This is a genomic window from Roseateles sp. So40a (genome assembly GCF_048081605.1).
Classification (GTDB): domain Bacteria; phylum Pseudomonadota; class Gammaproteobacteria; order Burkholderiales; family Burkholderiaceae_C; genus Roseateles.
On record NZ_CP182288.1, the window covers coordinates 1,013,015 to 1,032,391 of the forward strand.

Below are 19,377 nucleotides of genomic sequence, written 5' to 3' on the forward strand. Positions count from 1 at the left end.
TTGGCAACGTCGTTAAGCAAACGTGAAGTCGCCTGGATGCTAGCCGCCGCGACCGGCCCGATGGGGCCGGTCGCTCTACGGGATTGCCCGGGGTCGGGTCACTTGATCGTCGTGAATCGCGCCTCCGGCCGGTCGTTGGAACGGTGCAGCGTCTGCAGGTTCGCGCGCATCGCCCACGGGCGCACCTGGTGGTGCAGCGGGATGAAGAGGTATTGATCGCGCGTGCGCACCAGCGCGTCACGCAGCAGGGCGTCGCGCTTGGCGGTGTCGACCTCGCTCTTGGCGGCGTCGATCAGCTTGTCCAGGGCCGGGTCGCTGACCTTGGAGAAGTTGAAGCTGCCGTCCGCGCCGCCGCTGCGCGTGCGCGCCAGCGCCTGCAGCGCATAGAGCGCATCACGCGTGGACACGCCCCAGCCCAGCATGTACAGCGGCGCCTCGAAGCGCTGGAAGAGCTGGCTGTGCTGCGACATCGGCTGCGCGCTCAGCCGCGCGGTGACGCCGATCTTGCTCCACATCGACACGACGGCCAGGCAGATCTTCTCGTCGTTGACGTAGCGGTTGTTGGGGCAGTTGAGCGGGATCTCGAAGCCGCTCGGATATCCGGCATCGGCCAGCAGCTTCTTCGCCTTGGCCAGGTCAGGCGCGCGCGGCTTGTCCAGCGCGGCGTCGTAGCCGTGCACGCCGGGCGCGACCATCAGCGACGCGGGCACCGACAGGCCGCGCATGATGCTGCGCCTGATGGCCTCGCGGTCGATGGCCAGCGACAGCGCCTCGCGCACGCGGACGTCCTTGAACGGGTTCTTGCCCTTGACCGAGGCGCCGCGCAGCTCGTCGCTGCCCAGGTCCATCGCGAAGAAGATGGTGCGGGTCTCGGGGCCCTCGATCGACTTGAGCTTGGCGTCGGCCTTCACCGCGGCGACGTCCTGCGTGGGCACCTCGGTGAGGAGGTCCACGTCGCCCGAGGTCAGCGCCGCGACGCGCGTCGGATCGGACTTGATCGGGATGTAGCTGACCTCGGTGATGTTGCCCTTGTTCTTGTCCCACCAGGCCTTGTTGATGACCATCGACACCTTCTGGTCCGGCTGCCACGAGGTGATCTCGTAGGGGCCGGTGCCCGAGGCATGGCGGCTGGCGTAGTTCTCGTCCTTGGCCTTGTAATCGGCCATCTGCGTGGCCTTGTTCTTCTCGGACCAGGCCTTGCTCATGATCCGGAAGTCGACGAGGTTGCGCAGCAGGATGGGCTGCGGCGAATCGAGGATCAGGTCAACGGTGAAGTCGTCGACCTTCCTGATCTCCTTGATGCCGGTGACGTAGATCTGCATCGTGCCCTGCGGCTGGCGGATGCGGTCGAAGCTGAAGACCACGTCGTCGGCGGTGAAGGGCGAGCCGTCATGGAACTTCACGCCCTTGCGCAGCTCGAAGCGGAACTGCGTCGGGCTGATCTGCGTCCACTTCGTGGCCAGGCAGGGCTCGATCTCCCATTGCTCGTTGTAGCGGGTGAGACCCTCGTAGGCATGCTGCAGGATGGCGCTGGTGGTGGTGTGGTCCTGCGAATGCGGATCGAGCGTCAACACGTCGTTCTGCGCGGTCCAGCGCAGCGGCACGGCGTGCGCGCCCGGGGCGAGGGCGGCGGCGCCGAGCGCGATCGCAAGAGACAACGCGAAGGACGGCGCGAGGGACGGGGCCACGTGGGCGCGAGCAAAGCGCGGAGCGCTCAGCGGTCGAATCATGGGAGACCTCCGATGAAGACGGATGAAGCCGGGTCAGGCGATGCGCGGTCCATGCTATGCCCGAAGGGGGTGGACCTTGCCTAGCGCTTCTCCGGGGTCTCGCGATCCACGCGTGGGTCGAGATCTCGATCGAGATCGAGGTCGGCATCGCAGCCGATGCCCGCGGCGATCAGGCGTCGCGCGTAGCGGCGCATCAGCCGGTTGAGCAGCGCGTCGGGACGCAATGTGGGCCAGCCCACATACCGCGACGGATGCACCAGCATGCCGCAGCGGTACTGGTGTTCGGCGTCGGACCACACCAGCGCGCGGCAGGCGCCGTGGCGCTTGAGGCTCACCACCATGCCGGCCGGGCAGGGCTCGGCCAGGCAGCAGACCCCGCAGCCGTTGCACGGCGCGCCCAGCGCCGGCTTGGGCGGCGCCTCGGGGTGGATCCAGATCACGCGGGACATGCGCGCGACTGTAGTCGCGGGTGGAGATTCCAGTGACGTCCGGCAACGGTTGTCTCGATGGCGGCGGTTGCCGTGCGCCGTAGACTCGATGGTTCCTTTACCGAGGTACCGAGGACGACATGAACAAGATCTCTTTGAAGCTGCTGGTGCTGGCCGCCGGCATGACCGCTGGCCTGACCGCCCTGAGCGCACACGCCCAGGAGCGCGTGCGCATCGGCTTCATGAGCCCGATCACCGGCCCGCAGGCCGGCTACGGCATCGACAACCGCGACGGCGCGGCGCTGGCCATCAAGGAACTCAACGCCAAGGGCGTGAAGATCGGCGGCAAGCCGGTGATCCTGGAACTCGACGTCAACGACGACGTCGCCGATCCGCGCCAGGGCGTGCAGGTCGCGCAGGCGCTGGTCGACAAGAAGGTGCGCTTCGTGCTCGGCCCCTACAACTCGGGCGTCACGATGCCGGCCTCGCGCGTGTTCTCCGATGGCGGCGTGATCGTGCTGACCGTGGCCTCCAACCCGCGCATCACGCAGCAACCCAACCAGTCCAACCTGTTCCGCATCGGCGCCACCGACAACCAGCTCGGCGCCAAGATGGCCGTCTACGCGGCCCAGGACCTGAAGGTCAAGACCGTGGCCGTCATCGACGACCGCACCGCCTACGGCCAGGGCGTCGCCCAGGAATTCACCGCGCAGGCGACCAAGCTGGGTCTGAAGGTCGTCGCCAAGGAATTCACCAACGACAAGGCCACCGACTTCAGCAGCATCCTGACCGCGGTCAAGGCTGCCAAGCCGGACGCCGTGTTCTACGGCGGCTACTCGGCGCAGGGCGGCCCGATGCTGCGCCAGATGCGCGGCCTGGGGATCGCGGCTCCGCTGCTGGGCGGCGACGGCATCTGCTCGACGGAGACCGCGACGCTGTCGCAGATCACGACCGAGCTGAATGTCTACTGCACGCAGGGCGGCGCGCTGATCGATCGCAGCGACAAGGGCAAGAAGTTCCTCGACAAGTACAAGGCCGAGTTCAAGCGCGATCCGCTGACCTACGCGGCCTCGTTCTACGACGGCGCGTACTTGCTGGCCGGCGCGATGGAGGCGACGCAGTCCACGGATCCGAAGAAGGTGGGCGAGTACCTCGCCAAGTCCAGCTTCGCCGGGGTCGCCGGCGAGTACGCCTATGACGACAAGCACGACCTGAAGTCGTCCGCCGTCACGGTGTTCACCTTCAAGGGCAAGGATGTGGTGCCGTTGAAGAGCCTCTGATCGGCTGGCACCGCGCGTACCCCCTCTCCCGCTTGCGGGAGAGGGCTGGGGTGAGGGCCAGCGGAGGTGGCAGTCAGCAACCTGGTGTCAGGTCTTGACGCCCAGCTCCCGCAGGCGCTCTTCCAGGTAGTCGTGCGCGGTGTAGCGGTCGGACAGGATGACGTCCTCGCGCGGATGGAGGAACAGCGGCAGCGACACGCGGCTCTTCTTGGCGCCTTCGCCGGTCGGATTCACCACGCGGTGCTGCGTCGACGGGTAATACCCCTGCGACGCTTCCTGCAGCATGTCGCCGATGTTGATGATCAGCATGCCGAAGTCGCCGGGCACGTCCACCCACTCGCCGTCCTTGCCCTGCACCTGCAGGCCCGGCTCATTGGCCGCCGGCAGGATCGTCAGCAGGTTGATGTCGCCATGAGCCGCCGCCCGCAGCGAACCCGCGGGCTCGTTGCCCGTCAGCGGCGGATAACGCAACACGCGCAGCAGGGTCTGCCGGCTGTCCTTGATCATGCTGGACAGCGGCTCGCGGTAGTTCTTCGCGATCTCCGCGGGCGTGTGCTGCTCCACCCACGACAGCAGCTCCGCCGCCAGGTCGTTGGCGATGCGGTAGTAGCGCATCGCGTCGTCCTTCAGCGACGCCGGCATCCGGCCCCACGGGTACAGATGGAAGTACTCCTTGATGTCCTTCTGCGTGTGGCCCTTGGCGGTCTCCGAGATCTCGGTGGAGAAGTACCCGTCCTGCGTCTCCTTGGAGAACGCCAGCTCGTGCTTCTCGGTGCCGTTGAAGTACGCCAGCCAGTCGGCGTAGATCTTCTCGACCAGTTCCTGGGGCAGGGGGTGATTCACCAGGACGCCGAAGCCTGTCTCGTGCAGGGAGCGGGTGAATTGCTCGGCCGCATCCGCGGCGCGGTAGTCGACGACTCGAACTTGCATGTGGGATCTCCTGTGGTCCCGGGCTGTCCGCCATTCAATCTCGGGGCGGTACGCCAGCCAGAAGTCTACTTCTTTGAGCTACCGACTCGCAAACGTTTGTCAGCTGGACTAGCCCAAATGACTGATTCGCGGCATGGACGCCTTGCACAACAATTGGGCGAACCCGCAACAGCACCGGAACCGGCGTGGTGCTACAGTCCTGCGCTTGTGACTATGAGGTCCTTCCCGTCCCCTTTTCTGGCAACAGCAAAGGCGGGTCGCAATCCGCCAACCGGTCAAGCCGTGTCGCGGAAGGTTTGTTAACCAGCCGATCGCCCTGGAAGCCGGGGCAGAGGTGAGCGAAAGATGATGCAGCAATACAGCTCGAACTCCTATCTGTTCGGGGGCAATGCGCCCTACGTCGAGGAGATGTACGAGCAATACCTGGACAACCCGGGCGCCGTGCCCGACAACTGGCGCGCCTACTTCGACGCGCTGCAGCATGTCCCCGCCGTCGACGGCAGCGACAAGCGCGACGTCCCCCACGCCCCCGTCGTCGAGTCCTTCGCGCAGCGCGCCAAGGCCAACGCCCTGGGCAACAAGGTCTCTTCCACCGAGCTGGAAGTCGCCGGCAAACAGGTCCATGTCCAGTCGCTGATCGCCGCGTACCGCACGCTGGGCTCGCGCTGGGCCGACCTGGACCCGCTCAAGCGCACCGAGCGCCCCAAGATCGTCGAACTCGACCCCGCGTCCTACGGCCTCACCGAAGCCGACATGGACCGCACGTTCAGCGCGACCAACACCTATTTCACCAAGGCCGAGCGCATGACCCTGCGCGAGATCGTGCAGGCCCTGCGTGACACCTACTGCGGCTCCGTCGGCGCGGAGTTCATGCACGTCACCGAGCCGACCGAGAAGCGCTGGTGGCAGGAGCGCCTCGAGGCGATCCGCAGCAAGCCGACCTACACGGCCGAGAAGAAGCAGCAGATCCTGGAGCGCCTGACGGCCGCCGAGGGCCTGGAACGCTACCTGCACACGAAGTACGTCGGCCAGAAGCGCTTCTCGCTGGAAGGCGGCGAGAGCTTCATCGTCTCGATGGACGAGCTGGTCAAGTGCGCCGGCGTCAAGGGCGTGCAGGAGATCGTCATCGGCATGGCCCACCGCGGCCGCCTGAACGTGCTGGTGAACACCCTGGGCAAGATGCCCAAGGACCTGTTCGCCGAGTTCGACCACACCGCGCCGGAAGACCTGCCCTCGGGCGACGTGAAGTACCACCAGGGCTTCTCCAGCGACGTGACCACCCCCGGCGGCCCCGTCCACCTGAGCCTGGCCTTCAACCCGTCGCACCTGGAGATCGTGAACCCGGTCGTCGAGGGCTCGGTCAAGGCCCGCATGGACCGCCGCGGCGACAAGTCCGGCGAGCAGGTCCTGCCCGTGCTGGTGCATGGCGACGCGGCCTTCGCCGGCCAGGGCGTCGTGATGGAGACGCTGGCGCTGGCGCAGACGCGCGGCTACTACACCGGCGGCACCGTCCACATCGTCATCAACAACCAGATCGGCTTCACCACCAGCGACCCGCGCGACACCCGCTCGACGCTGTACTGCTCCGACGTCGTCAAGATGATCGAGGCCCCGGTGCTGCACGTGAACGGTGACGATCCGGAAGCCGTCGTTCTGTGCACGCAGCTGGCGCTGGAATACCGTCAGCAGTTCAAGAAGGACGTCGTCGTCGACATCGTCTGCTTCCGCAAGCTGGGCCACAACGAGCAGGACACGCCCGCGCTGACGCAGCCGCTGATGTACAAGAAGATCGGCCAGCATCCCGGCACGCGCAAGCTGTACGGCGAGAAGCTGGTGGCCCAGGGCGTCCTGGCCGCCGACGGTCCGGACGGCATGGTCAAGGCCTTCCGCGCCGCGATGGACGAAGGCCGTCACACCGTCGACCCGGTGCTGACCAACTTCAAGAGCAAGTACGCCACCGACTGGACCCCGTTCCTGGGCAAGAAGTGGACCGACAGCTGCGACACCGCGCTGCCGGTCGCCGAGTGGAAGCGCCTGGCCGAGAAGGTCACGACGCTGCCCGCCGGCTTCAAGGCCCACACGCTGGTGGAGAAGGTCATCGCCGACCGCGCCGCCATGGGCCGCGGCGAGATCAACGTCGACTGGGGCATGGGCGAGCACATGGCCTTCGCGTCGCTGGTGGCCTCGGGTTACCCGATCCGCCTGTCGGGCGAGGATTGCGGCCGCGGCACGTTCACGCACCGCCACGCCGTGCTGCACGACCAGAACCGCGAGCGCTTCGACGAAGGCATCTACATCCCGCTGCAGAACGTCGCGGAAGGTCAGGCCCCGTTCGTCGTGATCGACTCGATCCTGTCGGAAGAAGCGGTGCTCGGTTTCGAGTACGGCTACGCCGCCGCCGACCCGCACACGCTGACGATCTGGGAAGCCCAGTTCGGCGACTTCGTGAACGGCGCGCAGGTCGTCATCGACCAGTTCATCGCCTCGGGCGAAGTGAAGTGGGGCCGTGCCAACGGCCTGACGATGATGCTGCCGCACGGCTACGAAGGCCAGGGTCCCGAGCACAGCTCGGCTCGTCTGGAGCGCTTCATGCAGCTGGCCGCGGACAACAACATGCAGATCGTCCAGCCGACGAGCGCGTCGCAGATCTTCCATCTGCTGCGTCGCCAGATGCTGCGCATGTTCCGCAAGCCGCTGGTCATCCTGACGCCGAAGTCGCTGCTGCGTGCCAAGGACGCCACCTCGCCGGTGAGCGAGTTCACCAAGGGTGAATTCCGCACCGTCATCGGCGAGACCAGCGCCGACATCGACGCGAGCAAGGTCAAGCGCGTGATCGCCTGCTCGGGCAAGGTCGCCTACGACCTGATGAAGGCCCGCGGCGACAAGAAGGACGTCGCGATCATCCGCGTCGAGCAGCTGTACCCGTTCCCGCACAAGGCTTTCGCGGCCGAGCTCAAGAAGTACCCGAACCTCGCCGAGATCGTGTGGTGCCAGGACGAGCCGCAGAACCAGGGCGCCTGGTTCTTCGTGCAGCACTACATCCACGAGAACATGGCCGACGGCCAGAAGCTCGGTTACGCCGGTCGTCCCGCGTCGGCCTCGCCGGCGGTGGGTTACGCCCACCTGCACCAGGAGCAGCAGAAGGCGCTGCTGGAGCAGGCCTTCGGCAAGCTGAAGGGTTTCGTGCTGACCAAGTGAGTCATTGCGGACGCCGCGCGCCGCAATGACACCGGCGCCGTGAGCAGCCCCCGGGGGCTGCCCGGCGACCGGCAGGCGCAAGGCTCCGGTTTACTGAAAAACCGAGAGAACAAACATCATGGCAATCGTTGAAGTCAAAGTCCCCCAACTGTCCGAGTCGGTCGCCGAAGCGACCCTGCTGCAGTGGAAGAAGAAGCCCGGTGATGCCGTGGCCATCGATGAGATCCTGATCGAGATCGAGACCGACAAGGTCGTGCTGGAAGTGCCCGCGCCGTCCGCCGGCGTGCTGGCCGAGCTGGTCGTCGCCGACGGCGGCACCGTGACCTCCGACCAGGTCATCGCCAAGATCGACTCCGAAGGCAAGGCCGGCGCCGCGGCTCCGGCTGCTGCCGCTGCCGCCCCGGCCGCCGCCGCCCCGGCGCCCGCCGCTGCTGCCGCCTCGTCGGACAGCAAGGCTGGCGTGGCCATGCCCGCTGCCGCCAAGATCATGGCCGACAACAACCTGCCCGCCGGCTCCGTCGCCGGTACCGGCAAGGACGGCCGCGTGACCAAGGGCGACGTCCTGGGCGCGATCGAAGGCGGCGCCAAGCCGGCCGTGATCCCGGCTCCGGTGCAGGCTCCGGCCGCTCCGGCCAAGGCCCCGCTGCAAGCCGTCGCCGCGCCCGTGGCCGCCAACCTGGGCGATCGCCCGGAACAGCGCGTGCCGATGAGCCGCCTGCGCGCCCGCATCGCCGAGCGCCTGCTGCAGTCGCAGTCGACCAACGCCATCCTGACGACCTTCAACGAAGTCAACATGGCGCCGGTCATGGAGCTGCGCAAGAAGTTCCAGGACAGCTTCACCAAGGAACACGGCACGAAGCTGGGCTTCATGAGCTTCTTCGTCAAGGCCGCGGTCCACGCGCTGAAGAAGTACCCGGTGCTGAACGCCTCGGTCGACGGCAACGACATCGTCTACCACGGCTACTTCGACATCGGTATCGCCGTCGGTTCGCCGCGCGGCCTGGTGGTGCCCATCCTGCGCAATGCAGACCAGATGAGCTTCGCCGACATCGAGAAGAAGATCGCCGAGTTCGGCAAGAAGGCCCAAGAGGGCAAGCTGGGCATCGAGGAGATGACCGGCGGCACCTTCTCGATCTCCAACGGCGGCACCTTCGGCTCGATGCTGTCCACGCCGATCATCAACCCGCCGCAGTCGGCCATCCTGGGCGTGCACGCGACCAAGGACCGCGCCGTCGTCGAGAACGGCCAGATCGTGATCCGTCCGATCAACTACCTGGCGATGTCCTACGACCACCGCATCATCGACGGCCGTGAAGCGGTCCTCGGTCTCGTGGCGATGAAAGACGCGCTGGAAGATCCCGCCCGTCTGCTGTTCGACATCTGAGCCAAGGACGACACGACATGAGCAAGCAATTCGACGTCGTCGTCATCGGCGGCGGCCCCGGCGGCTACATCGCGGCGATCCGCGCGGCGCAGCTGGGCTTCAACACGGCCTGCATCGACGAGTGGAAGAACGACAAGGGCGGTCCCGCCCTCGGCGGCACCTGCACCAACGTCGGCTGCATCCCGTCCAAGGCCCTGCTGCAGTCCAGCGAGCACTTCGAGCACGCCGGCCACGGCTTCGCCGACCACGGCATCTCGATGAATGACCTGAAGATCGACATCGCCAAGATGATCGGCCGCAAGGACACCGTCGTGAAGCAGAACAACGACGGCGTGCAGTACCTGTTCAAGAAAAACAAGGTCACGTTCTTCCACGGCCGCGGCTCGTTCGTCGCCGCCAAGGACGGCGCGTACGAGATCAAGGTCGCCGGCGCCGCCGAAGAGACGATCACCGCCAAGCACGTGATCGTCGCCACCGGCTCCAACGCCCGCCAGCTGCCGGGTGCCCCGTTCGACGAGACCAACATCCTGTCCAACGACGGCGCGCTGCGCATCCCGGCCGTGCCCAAGAAGCTGGGCGTGATCGGCTCCGGCGTCATCGGTCTGGAAATGGGCTCGGTGTGGCGCCGCCTGGGCGCGGAAGTCACGATCCTGGAAGCGCTGCCCGCGTTCCTGGGCGCCGCTGACGAATCCGTCGCCAAGGAAGCCGCCAAGGTCTTCAAGAAGCAGGGCCTGAACATCGAGCTCGGCGTGAAGATCTCCGGCGTCGAGAACGGCAAGGACAGCGTCACCGTGAAGTACACGGACGCCAAGGGCGCCGAGCAGTCGCTGGTCGTCGACAAGCTGATCGTCTCGATCGGCCGCACCGCCAACACCATCGGCCTGAATCCGGAAGCCGTGGGCCTGAAGCTCGACGAGCGCGGTGCCGTGATCGTCGACGACGAGTGCAAGACCAACCTGCCCAACGTCTGGGCCATCGGTGACGTCGTGCGCGGCCCGATGCTGGCGCACAAGGCCGAGGAAGAGGGCGTTGCCGTGGCCGAGCGCATCGCCGGCCAGCACGGTCACGTCAACTTCAACACGATCCCGTGGGTGATCTACACCAGCCCCGAGATCGCGTGGGTCGGCCGCACCGAGCAGCAGCTCAAGGCGGACGGCGTGGCCTACAAGGCGGGCCAGTTCCCGTTCCTGGCCAACGGCCGCGCGCGCGCGCTGGGTGACACCACCGGTTTCGTGAAGTTCCTGGCCGACGCCAAGACCGACGAGATCCTGGGCGTGCACATCATCGGCCCGATGGCCTCGGAGCTGATCTCCGAAGCCGTGGTCGCGATGGAGTTCAAGGCCTCGGCCGAGGACATCGCGCGCATCTGCCACGCGCATCCGTCGCTGAGCGAGGCCACCAAGGAAGCCGCCCTGGCCATCGACAAGCGCACGCTGAACTTCTGAGCCTCGGCTCGAAGCGCATCGCATGCGTGAACAAGGGGCGGCGACGAGTCGCCCCTTTTTTCTTGTCCCTCCGCTTCCGATCCCCGCATGACCACCGTCACCGAGCTCTATCACCAGACCCTGGCCGAACGCGGCTACACCGCCGACGCGGCGCAGCTGCGCGCGGTCGCCTCGCTGCAGCGCTGCCAGGACGAATGGGCCGCGTACAAGGCGCGCCGTTCCAACGCGGTCACGAAGCTGCTGGTGCGCCCGCCGCTGCCGCGCGGCGTGTACATGTTCGGCGGGGTGGGGCGGGGCAAGAGCTTCCTGATGGACTGCTTCTTCCAGGCGGTGCCGCTGACGCGCAAGACGCGGCTGCACTTCCACGAGTTCATGCGCGAGGTCCATCGCGAGCTGCAGGAACTCAAGGGCATCCAGGATCCGCTGGACGAGCTGGGCAAGCGCATCGCGCGCCGCTTCCGGCTGATCTGCTTCGACGAGTTCCACGTCGCGGACGTGACCGACGCGATGATCCTGTACCGGTTGCTGGACGCGCTGTTCAAGAACCGCGTGTCCATCGTCACGACGTCCAATTTCCATCCCGACGGGCTCTACCCGAACGGCCTGCACCGCGACCGCATCCTGCCGGCGATCGAGCTGCTCAAGGCCAACCTGGAAGTCATCAACGTCGACAACGGCACCGACTATCGCCAGCGCTCGCTGGAGCACGTCGAGCTGTATCACACGCCGCTGAACGACGAGACCGAGCAGGCGCTGACCGCTGCCTTCGAATCGCTGGCCGAGGCGCGTGACGAGGACCCGGTGCTGCACATCGAGCACCGCGAGATCCGCTCGCGCCGCCGCGCCGGCGGTGTCGTGTGGTTCGATTTCCAGCAGCTCTGCGGCGGACCGCGCTCGCAGAACGATTACCTGGAGCTGGCCACGCAGTTCCACACGCTGATCCTGTCCAACGTGCCGGCGATGCCGCCGCGGCTGGCCAGCGAGGCGCGCCGCTTCACGCTGCTGGTGGACGTGCTCTACGACCGGCGCGTCAAGCTCATCATCTCGGCGGCGGTGCCGGCCGAGCAGCTCTACACCGAGGGCCCGCTGGCGCACGAGTTCCCGCGCACCGTGTCGCGGCTGCAGGAGATGCAGTCCAAGGAATACCTGGAGCTGGAGCGCCGGGAAGTCGACACGCGCCTGACCTGACGCTGAGCTGAATCCGACCTGAAGCGGGCCCTCCGAAGGGGGATGTAGGGAAGTCACGGGCGGCGGCTTTACAGAGTGTCGTCCGGCGGATGCGATGATCGCGCCCATGACTTTCCGCCCCGTTCTCGTTCTGGTGACCCTGGCTTCCTCGACCGCCGCCGTGTGCGCGGCCGAGATGACGCGCGCCGAGATCGACGCCGCCCGCACCCGGATCGAGCAGACCTACCAGGCCAAGCTGAAGGATTGCAACCAGCGTTTCGTCGTCACCGGCTGCCTGGAGGAGGCGCGCGACGAGCGCATCCGCGCGCTGCGCCCGCTGGACCGGGTCGAGCACCAGCTCAATGCCGAGGAACGCCAGCGCCGCGCGGCGGCCGCGCGTGAACGGGTGCAGGAGAAGGAGCGCGACGCCGCGCAGGACGAGGCGCGTCGCAAGACTGAGTCGGTGCGGGAATCGGTGCAGCCGGCGTCCGCGCCCGCGGTGCCTGGCGCACGCACGCCGCGCGCCAATCCCGAGCTGCATCAGCGCCGCGAGGCGCGTCAGGAAGCCGAGGCCAAGGCCGAGGCCGCCAAGCGCCGCGAGGCGGCAAGCGAGCGCCGTGTGAAGGCGCAGGAGCGTCAGCGCAAGGCCAGCGAGCAGCAGGCCGCGCACGCGGCGAAGGCCGCCTCGGCCCCCGCGCCCAAGACGCCGAAGCCGCCGGCCGCGCATCTGCCGACGCCGTCGGCCTCGGACATCCGCGCGCTGCCCAAGCCCTGAAGCTGACCAGGGCGGGACAGGCCGACGCTCAATGCTGCATGCTCAATGCGTCGAGTCGTTGGCCGAGGTCAGCCCGGCGATCGCGTCCTTGAGCGTGCGCTGCTGCATCCAGAACAGGCGCAGGTCCTGCACCGTGAACAGCATGTCATCGATCAGCGCGTTCTGGTCGATGCCCTCGGGTTCCTCGTAGGCCTGGGCGATGTACTCGGCGCGGGGCGTCGCGTCCTCGGCCAGCGTCACCGCGTCGATCGCGGCAATCATCAGCTTCAGGTCATCGGCGCCGTCGCCCGCGGGCAGTTCCCAGGCATGCGTGTCGTCGACGGCCTGCAGGAAGCCTTGCGCCCACATCGCGCCGGGCGCGGGCATGCGCTCCAGCAGCTCGGCGGTGATCGCGCCCTGCGCGACCAGCTCGGCCTTGGTCTCCTCGTCGAACTCGGAGATCAGCGGCATCAGGTGCATCTGCTCCGGCGACTCCAGCAGCGGCTGGGGATCGAGGCTGTCGCCGATCTCGTTCCAGCGCACATGCAGCGCTTCCATGAAGGCGTCCGTCATGTCCTGCTCGTCCAGGCTGGCGGGCCAGTCGTCGCCGAACAGGGCGTCCATCGCCTGGATCGGCGCGGCGTCGGTCGGACCCACGCGCAGCGCGGTCAGGTAGCCGTCCAGCGTGTCCAGCGTGATCGCGGGGGCGTCGGGGTCCGCCTGGCCGGCCAGCACGGCCAGCAGCTCGCCGAGGCGTTGCGCGTTCTCGACGTCGATCGCGGCGCCGAAGTCGTCGTCCATCGGGGTGTCAGTCATGAGGTACTCCAGTTGCGTGAATGCATGAGAAAGCACAAGGGCCCGACCGGGGCCCTTGCTGAGATGTTCGTCAGGCCCGCGGCGCTGGCGGTTCAATGACCGCCCAGCACCCCGAGGCCTGAAGTCTGCGCCCGATCCGTGTCAGGACGTCCCCGCCTTGAACGGACCGGATCGACATGACGATCAGACGCGTTCGCCGACCCAGGCCTGCACGCTGGCCAGCGCGGCGGGCAGGCCCTTGGCATCGGTGCCGCCGGCCATGGCCATGTCCGGCTTGCCGCCGCCCTTGCCACCGACCTGCTGCGCGACGAAGTTGACCAGCTCGCCGGCCTTGACCTTGCCGATGCTGTCGGCGGTCACGCCCGCGGCGATCTGGACCTTGTCGCCGTCCACGGCCGCCAGCACGATGGCCGCGGTCTTGAGCTTGTCCTTGAGCTTGTCCATGGTCTCGCGCAGCGTCTTGGCGTCGGCGCCGACCAGCGTGGCCGCCAGCACCTTCAGGCCCTTGACGTCGACCGCCTGCGACAGCAGCTCGTCGCCTTGCGCGGAAGCGAGCTTGCCCTTGAGCTTCTCGATTTCCTTCTCGAGCTGCCTGACGTGGTCCAGCACCGCGCCCAGGCGGGCCGGCACCTCGGCCACGGTCGTCTTGAGCGTGCCGGCGACCTGGTCGACGGTGGACTCCAGCGACTGCAGGTAGGCCAGCGCGTTGCTGCCGGTGATGGCCTCGACGCGGCGCACGCCCGCTTGCGTGCCGCCCTCGGACACGATCTTGAACACGCCGATGTCGCCGGTGCGCTCGACGTGGGTGCCGCCGCACAGCTCCTTGCTGGAGCCGATGGTCAGCACGCGCACCTCGTCGCCGTACTTCTCGCCGAAGAGCATCATCGCGCCGGACTTCTGCGCGTCGTCGATGGGCATCACGGCGGCGTTGGCCGCGGCGTTCGCCAGGATCTCCGCGTTCACCAGGTCCTCGACCTTGCGGATCTCCTCGGCCGTCATCGGTCCGGTGTGGGCGAAGTCGAATCGGGTCCGGTCGGCATCGACCAGCGAGCCCTTCTGCTGGACGTGCGCGCCCAGCACCTCGCGCAGCGCCTTGTGCATCAGGTGGGTCGCGCTGTGGTTGCGGACCGTGCGGGCGCGGCGTTCGGCGTCGACCTTGGCGACGAAGCTGTCGCCGACCTTGACCGTGCCCTCGGCGACCTGCGCGTGGTGGCCGAACACGTCGGCCTGGATCTTCAGCGTGTCGTCGACGACCAGGCGCGTGGTCGCGTTGCGCAGTTCACCCGAGTCACCGACCTGACCGCCGCTCTCGGCGTAGAAGGGCGTGTGGTCCAGCACGACCACCACATCGTCGCCCGCGTCGGCGCTCTGCACCGGAGAACCGTCGATGTACAGCGCGACGACCTTGGCGTCCTCGCGGGACAGGTGCTCATAGCCGTGGAACGTGGTCGCGCCGCCGGTGTAGGCCAGGCCCTGCGACATCTTGAACTTGCCGGCGTTGCGGCCGCGCGCGCGCTGCTCCTCGAGCAGGCGCTGGAAGCCCGCTTCATCGACGGTCATGCCGCGCTCGCGGCAGACGTCGGCGGTCAGGTCGACCGGGAAGCCGTAGGTGTCGTGCAGCTTGAAGGCGGTCTCGCCGTCGACCTGCTTCGCGCCATTGGCCAGCGCCGATTCCAGCAGCTCCATGCCCGTGGCGATGGTCTTGAAGAAGCGTTCCTCTTCCTGCTTCAGCACCTCGGTGACGCGGGCTTCCTCGCGGCGCAGTTCCGGATAGGCGTCGCCCATCTCCTTGGCCAGCGCGGCGACCAGCTTGTGGAAGAACGGCGTGCGCGCGCCGAGCTTGTAGCCATGGCGGATCGCGCGGCGGGCGATGCGGCGCAGCACGTAGCCGCGGCCGGCGTTGCCCGGAATCACGCCGTCGACGACGGTGAACGAGCACGCGCGGATGTGGTCGGCGATGACCTTCAGCGAGGGCGAGTCGACGTCGTAGCCGACGGCACCGGCGCCCGAGACGGCCTCGCGGGCCGCGGCCAGCAGGTTCACGAACAGGTCGATCTCGTAGTTCGAGTGCACATGCTGCAGCACCGCGGCCAGGCGCTCCATGCCCATGCCGGTGTCGACGCTGGGCTTGGGCAGCTTGTGCATCACGCCGTCTTCGGTGCGGTTGAACTGCATGAAGACGTTGTTCCAGATCTCGATGTAGCGGTCGCCGTCCTCGTCGGGCGAGCCCGGGGGGCCGCCGGCGACGTCGGGACCGTGGTCGTAGAAGATCTCGGTGCAGGGGCCGCAGGGGCCCGTGTCGCCCATCATCCAGAAGTTGTCGGACATGTAGCGGCCGCCCTTGTTGTCGCCGATGCGCACGATGCGCTCGGCGGGCACGCCGATGTCCTTGTTCCAGATCTCGTAGGCCTCGTCGTCCTCGGAGTAGACGGTGACCCAGAGCTTGTCCGCGGGCAGCTTGAAGTGCTGGGTCAGCAGTTCCCAGGCATAGGCGATCGCGTCCTTCTTGAAGTAGTCGCCGAAGCTGAAGTTGCCCAGCATCTCGAAGAAGGTGTGGTGGCGCGCGGTGTAGCCGACGTTGTCCAGGTCGTTGTGCTTGCCGCCGGCGCGGATGCACTTCTGCGCGGTCGTGGCGCGGGTGTAGGCGCGCTTGTCGAAGCCCAGGAACACGTCCTTGAACTGGTTCATCCCCGCGTTGGTGAACAGCAGGGTCGGGTCGTCGCCGGGCACGACCGGGCTGGACGCGACGATCTGGTGGCCCTTGGATTCGAAGAACTTCAGGAAGGTGTTGCGGATCTCAGCGGCTTTCATGCCTGTCCTTTGCTTGATGGGCCTGGCGGGTCGGTGTGGCGCAGATGTCGCTGCGACATGAAACAGGGGGTGTCCACGCGGGCCTGCGGTTTGCCGGTCGCAAGACCGCAAGCACTTGATTTCGCGAAGCTTTCGATTTTATAGGAGCCGCGCCTCGCTGGCACTTCACTGGGCGCCATTGACGCGGCGATGACAGGGCGGGCGCCAAGCCGCCGCTAGGATGCCAGTCTTCCCCGGAGAACCGACATGGCGACGATCGACCCCAAGACCTCCCCGCTGGCGCAGCTCAAGGATCCGAGCCTGCTCAAGACCGATGCGCTGATCAACGGCGAATGGGTGGGCGGGGCGAGCCGTTTCGACGTCGTCGATCCCGCCACCGGCGGGGTGCTCACGCATGTGGCCAACCTGGGGCCCTCCGAGGCGGACGCCGCGATCACCGCCGCCAATGCCGCGTGGCCGGCCTGGCGCGCCAAGACCGCCAAGGAACGCGCCGCCATCCTGATGCGCTGGTACCACCTGCTGATCGCGCACGCGGACGACCTCGCCCGCGTGCTGACGGCGGAGCAGGGCAAGCCGCTGGCGGAGGCGCGCGGCGAGATCGTCTACGGCGCGAGCTTCGTCGAGTGGTTCGCCGAGGAGGCCAAGCGCGTGCGCGGCGAGACGGTGCCGTCGACCGACGCGACCAAGCGCTACATGGTGATCAAGCAGCCGGTGGGCGTGTGCGCGGCCATCACGCCGTGGAATTTCCCGCTGGCGATGATCACCCGCAAGGTGGCGCCGGCGCTGGCCGCCGGCTGCCCGGTGGTGATCAAGCCCGCGGAGCAGACGCCGCTGACCGCGCTGGCCGCGGCGGAACTGGCGCAGCGCGCCGGCATGCCCGCCGGGGTGCTGAACGTGATCACCGGCGACGGCGAGCACTCGATCGCCATCGGCAAGACGCTGTGCGACAGCGACGTGGTGCGCCACCTGTCGTTCACCGGCTCGACCGAGGTCGGCCGCATCCTGATGGCGCAGAGCGCGCCGTCGATCAAGAAGCTGTCGCTGGAGCTGGGCGGCAACGCGCCGTTCCTGGTCTTCGACGACGCGGACCTGGACAGCGCCGTGGAGGGCGCGATCGCCAGCAAGTTCCGCAACGCCGGCCAGACCTGCGTGTGCGCGAACCGGCTCTACGTGCAGGCGGGTGTGTACGACGCGTTCGTGGCCAAGCTGGCGGAGAAGGTGGGCACGCTCAAGGTCGGCAACGGCTTCGAGCCGGGCGTGACGCAAGGGCCGCTGATCGAGGACGCGGCGGTGGAGAAGGTCGAGCGCCACATCGCCGATGCGGTGGCCAAGGGCGCGAAGGTGCTGGTGGGCGGCGCGCGCCTGCAGGACCGCTTCTTCCAGCCGACGGTGCTGTCGGAGGCGGGCCCGGACATGCTGTGCGCGCGCGAGGAGACCTTCGGCCCGGTGGCGCCGGTGTTCCGCTTCGGCAGCGAGGCCGAGGGCGTCGCACTGGCCAACGCGACCGAGTTCGGCCTGGCGAGCTACTTCTACAGCCGCGACATCGGACGCATCACGCGGGTGTCCGAGGGCCTGGAGTACGGCATGGTGGGCATCAACACGGGGCTGATCTCGACGGCGGAGGTGCCCTTCGGCGGCGTCAAGCAGTCGGGCCTGGGCCGCGAGGGCGGTCACCAGGGCATCGACGAGTACGTCGAGACCAAGTACCTGTGCATCGGCGATCTCAACAAGTGAGGGCGCGGTCCCCGGCGCCAACGCGGCCTGACCGGCCGAGGCCACAGAAGCGGCTCAGGCGCTGAGCTTGGCCATCTCGACGGCGAGGTAGTCCAGGAGGCAGCTGATGCGCGAGGCCAGCGCGGTGTTGCGGTAGTAGACCGCGTGCACCGGCTGGCGCGTGTCGACGGTGTGCGCGGCGAGAACCTGCACCAGCGTGCCGTCCGCGCGGTCCCGCGCGGTCATGAAATCCGACAGCGTCACCAGGCCCTGGCCCGCGAGTGCCAGCTGGCGCAGCGTCTCGCCCGATGAGGCGCTCAGCGACGCCTGGATCGGATAGCCCTCGCCGCCGGCCCAGCGCAGGGGCCAGGTGTTGAGGCTCTCCGGCGCGGTGAAGCCGAGCAGCGCGTGTCCCTGGAGCGCTTCCACCCTGGTCGGCTTGCCGCGTTCTGCGAGGTAGTCGGGACTGGCGAGCACGCGCAGCCGGAAGCTGCCCAGCGGGCGGGCGTTCAGCGTGGAATCGGCCAGTGTGCCGATGCGCAGGGCGACGTCGGTGCGCTGCTCCAGCAGGTCGATGATCTGGTCGCTGCTGTTGAGCTCGAGCTCGATCTGCGGATACCGCGCGCGGAAGCCGCCGATCAGCGGCACCAGCACGTGGAGCATGAAGGGCGAGGCGGCGTTCACGCGCAGACGGCCGGCGGGCTGGTCGCGACGCAGGGCGAGCTGCTCCTCGGCGTCCTCGACGGCGGCTAGCACCTTGCGGGCGCGGGCGAGGAAGAACTGGCCTTCCTCGGTGAGTTCCAGGCGCCGAGTCGAGCGCCGCATCAGCGTGGTGCCGAGCTTGTGCTCGAGCCGGCTGAGCGAGCGGCTGACGGCGGAGACGGTCTGCCCGAGCTGCTCGGCCGCCGCGCTGATGGAGCCCGCGTCCACGATGGCAGCAAGCACGGCGAGTTCGTCGAGGGAGCTTTTCATGGGGGGAGATCATCGCCCGAGCTATGTCACGCCGTGGCGGAAATGTCACGTGGCCTGATCGATGCAGATCTCGGTCATGGACTGCTCAAGAAGCGGATCGCACGATCCGGTGCTGGCAAGCAAGGTGGATTTCGCGTGGTGGTCGCTCATCGACAGATGGGCCCCTGGTTCTTCATTGAGGGGTACGCGAAGAACGAGAAGTCCAACTTGCTGCCGCCCGAACTGCGGGCCTGCAAGGAGCAGGGCATGTGCTTGCTCTCGATGGATGCAGCTGAACTGAAGCGGTCACTCGACCGTGATGATGTGATGGAGGTGGGTTGTGATGCGCAAACGGAAATCGCAGACTCTTGAGAATGTGCTGGCATGGGCGCGACGCTTCAATGACCACGGCCTGATGAGCGATGAGAAGCGACGGGAATTCGAGCGGATCTGCTGCCCCTTGCCCGAGTTCTTCCCGCCGGAAGAAATCCGGCGGATTCGCGAGGTGTCGGACGTGGACGTCCACACGATGGCACGGTTGCTCAACACGACGCACCGACTGGTGAAGCGCTGGGAAGAGGGGTTGGCCCGACCACGAGGACCGGAGCTGAAGCTGCTGCAGCTCGTGAGGGATCGCGGCGTGGACACGTTGTGCGGTGGATGATTTGCGTTTGATTCAATAATCATTTGTCAAATCGAGGCTTTTTAGGAAAGCGATGGATGCGCACACTGGCGGCCATTCGTCAACTTCCCCTGATTCCAGGAGCCTC

General features: G+C 67.4%; 15 protein-coding genes. 9 read left to right on the forward strand and 6 right to left on the reverse strand.

What is annotated here, in order from left to right:
* Positions 1-98: 98 nt before the first annotated feature.
* On the reverse strand, positions 99-1,730 hold the full coding sequence (locus tag ACNI65_RS04675) for an ABC transporter substrate-binding protein (RefSeq protein WP_416761464.1): 1,632 nt from the start codon (positions 1,728-1,730) through the stop codon (positions 99-101).
* 80 nt (positions 1,731-1,810) lie between these two features.
* Positions 1,811-2,179, reverse strand: a complete 369-nt coding sequence (locus ACNI65_RS04680) for a hypothetical protein (RefSeq protein ID WP_416761465.1) — start codon at positions 2,177-2,179, stop codon at positions 1,811-1,813.
* Positions 2,180-2,298: 119 nt separating this feature from the next.
* Between ACNI65_RS04680 and ACNI65_RS04685 the strand changes: the two genes are divergently transcribed.
* Positions 2,299-3,438 (forward strand): branched-chain amino acid ABC transporter substrate-binding protein, encoded by a 1,140-nt coding sequence (locus ACNI65_RS04685; RefSeq protein ID WP_416761466.1) that lies wholly within the window; start codon positions 2,299-2,301, stop codon positions 3,436-3,438.
* A gap of 87 nt (positions 3,439-3,525) precedes the next feature.
* On the opposite strand, the gene ACNI65_RS04690 is transcribed toward ACNI65_RS04685, so the two are convergent.
* Positions 3,526-4,368 (reverse strand): isopenicillin N synthase family dioxygenase, encoded by an 843-nt coding sequence (locus tag ACNI65_RS04690; protein WP_416761468.1) that lies wholly within the window; start codon positions 4,366-4,368, stop codon positions 3,526-3,528.
* 345 nt (positions 4,369-4,713) lie between these two features.
* Between ACNI65_RS04690 and ACNI65_RS04695 the strand changes: the two genes are divergently transcribed.
* The 5 genes from ACNI65_RS04695 to ACNI65_RS04715 all read left to right on the forward strand — a co-directional run bounded on the left by ACNI65_RS04695 (position 4,714) and on the right by ACNI65_RS04715 (position 12,337).
* Positions 4,714-7,566, forward strand: coding sequence for a 2-oxoglutarate dehydrogenase E1 component (locus ACNI65_RS04695; protein WP_416761470.1), 2,853 nt, complete (start codon positions 4,714-4,716; stop codon positions 7,564-7,566).
* 118 nt (positions 7,567-7,684) lie between these two features.
* Positions 7,685-8,950 (forward strand): 2-oxoglutarate dehydrogenase complex dihydrolipoyllysine-residue succinyltransferase, encoded by a 1,266-nt coding sequence (odhB, locus tag ACNI65_RS04700; protein WP_416761471.1) that lies wholly within the window; start codon positions 7,685-7,687, stop codon positions 8,948-8,950.
* Between the two features lie 17 nt (positions 8,951-8,967).
* Positions 8,968-10,395, forward strand: a complete 1,428-nt coding sequence (gene lpdA, locus ACNI65_RS04705) for a dihydrolipoyl dehydrogenase (RefSeq protein ID WP_416761472.1) — start codon at positions 8,968-8,970, stop codon at positions 10,393-10,395.
* 87 nt (positions 10,396-10,482) lie between these two features.
* Complete coding sequence (gene zapE / locus ACNI65_RS04710) at positions 10,483-11,583, forward strand: cell division protein ZapE (RefSeq protein WP_416761473.1); 1,101 nt, start codon at positions 10,483-10,485, stop codon at positions 11,581-11,583.
* Between the two features lie 106 nt (positions 11,584-11,689).
* Positions 11,690-12,337 (forward strand): hypothetical protein, encoded by a 648-nt coding sequence (locus tag ACNI65_RS04715; protein ID WP_416761475.1) that lies wholly within the window; start codon positions 11,690-11,692, stop codon positions 12,335-12,337.
* A gap of 42 nt (positions 12,338-12,379) precedes the next feature.
* Here the strand turns inward: ACNI65_RS04715 and ACNI65_RS04720 are convergent, their stop codons facing one another.
* Together ACNI65_RS04720 and alaS are read right to left on the reverse strand one after the other, a co-directional pair.
* Positions 12,380-13,132 (reverse strand): UPF0149 family protein, encoded by a 753-nt coding sequence (locus tag ACNI65_RS04720; RefSeq protein WP_416761476.1) that lies wholly within the window; start codon positions 13,130-13,132, stop codon positions 12,380-12,382.
* Between the two features lie 183 nt (positions 13,133-13,315).
* The gene (gene alaS / locus ACNI65_RS04725; protein WP_416761477.1) at positions 13,316-15,943 is read right to left on the reverse strand and encodes an alanine--tRNA ligase; all 2,628 of its coding nucleotides are present in this window, start codon (positions 15,941-15,943) and stop codon (positions 13,316-13,318) included.
* A gap of 255 nt (positions 15,944-16,198) precedes the next feature.
* Here alaS and ACNI65_RS04730 point away from each other — a divergent pair, with 255 nt between their 5' ends.
* Positions 16,199-17,677 (forward strand): NAD-dependent succinate-semialdehyde dehydrogenase, encoded by a 1,479-nt coding sequence (locus tag ACNI65_RS04730; RefSeq protein ID WP_416763569.1) that lies wholly within the window; start codon positions 16,199-16,201, stop codon positions 17,675-17,677.
* Positions 17,678-17,731: 54 nt separating this feature from the next.
* On the opposite strand, the gene ACNI65_RS04735 is transcribed toward ACNI65_RS04730, so the two are convergent.
* Entirely contained in the window at positions 17,732-18,628 is an 897-nt protein-coding gene (locus ACNI65_RS04735; RefSeq protein ID WP_416761478.1) for a LysR substrate-binding domain-containing protein, read from the reverse strand.
* Here ACNI65_RS04735 and ACNI65_RS04740 point away from each other — a divergent pair.
* Both ACNI65_RS04740 and ACNI65_RS04745 read left to right on the forward strand, forming a co-directional pair.
* Positions 18,551-18,979 (forward strand): type II toxin-antitoxin system RelE/ParE family toxin, encoded by a 429-nt coding sequence (locus ACNI65_RS04740; RefSeq protein ID WP_416763570.1) that lies wholly within the window; start codon positions 18,551-18,553, stop codon positions 18,977-18,979. The genes ACNI65_RS04735 and ACNI65_RS04740 overlap by 78 nt on opposite strands.
* Complete coding sequence (locus ACNI65_RS04745) at positions 18,951-19,271, forward strand: helix-turn-helix domain-containing protein (RefSeq protein WP_416761479.1); 321 nt, start codon at positions 18,951-18,953, stop codon at positions 19,269-19,271. The genes ACNI65_RS04740 and ACNI65_RS04745 overlap by 29 nt, the downstream gene beginning before the upstream one ends.
* Positions 19,272-19,377 lie beyond the last annotated feature (106 nt).

Bases quoted from the DNA above. Each gene is read 5' to 3' on its own strand.
- ACNI65_RS04675 (WP_416761464.1), bottom strand. From the start codon at position 1,730: ATGATTCGACCGCTGAGCGCTCCGCGCTTTGCTCGCGCCCACGTGGCC.
- ACNI65_RS04680 (WP_416761465.1), bottom strand. From the start codon at position 2,179: ATGTCCCGCGTGATCTGGATCCACCCCGAGGCGCCGCCCAAGCCGGCG.
- ACNI65_RS04685 (WP_416761466.1), top strand. From the start codon at position 2,299: ATGAACAAGATCTCTTTGAAGCTGCTGGTGCTGGCCGCCGGCATGACC.
- ACNI65_RS04690 (WP_416761468.1), bottom strand. From the start codon at position 4,368: ATGCAAGTTCGAGTCGTCGACTACCGCGCCGCGGATGCGGCCGAGCAA.
- ACNI65_RS04695 (WP_416761470.1), top strand. From the start codon at position 4,714: ATGATGCAGCAATACAGCTCGAACTCCTATCTGTTCGGGGGCAATGCG.
- odhB (WP_416761471.1), top strand. From the start codon at position 7,685: ATGGCAATCGTTGAAGTCAAAGTCCCCCAACTGTCCGAGTCGGTCGCC.
- lpdA (WP_416761472.1), top strand. From the start codon at position 8,968: ATGAGCAAGCAATTCGACGTCGTCGTCATCGGCGGCGGCCCCGGCGGC.
- zapE (WP_416761473.1), top strand. From the start codon at position 10,483: ATGACCACCGTCACCGAGCTCTATCACCAGACCCTGGCCGAACGCGGC.
- ACNI65_RS04715 (WP_416761475.1), top strand. From the start codon at position 11,690: ATGACTTTCCGCCCCGTTCTCGTTCTGGTGACCCTGGCTTCCTCGACC.
- ACNI65_RS04720 (WP_416761476.1), bottom strand. From the start codon at position 13,132: ATGACTGACACCCCGATGGACGACGACTTCGGCGCCGCGATCGACGTC.
- alaS (WP_416761477.1), bottom strand. From the start codon at position 15,943: ATGAAAGCCGCTGAGATCCGCAACACCTTCCTGAAGTTCTTCGAATCC.
- ACNI65_RS04735 (WP_416761478.1), bottom strand. From the start codon at position 18,628: ATGAAAAGCTCCCTCGACGAACTCGCCGTGCTTGCTGCCATCGTGGAC.
- ACNI65_RS04745 (WP_416761479.1), top strand. From the start codon at position 18,951: ATGCGCAAACGGAAATCGCAGACTCTTGAGAATGTGCTGGCATGGGCG.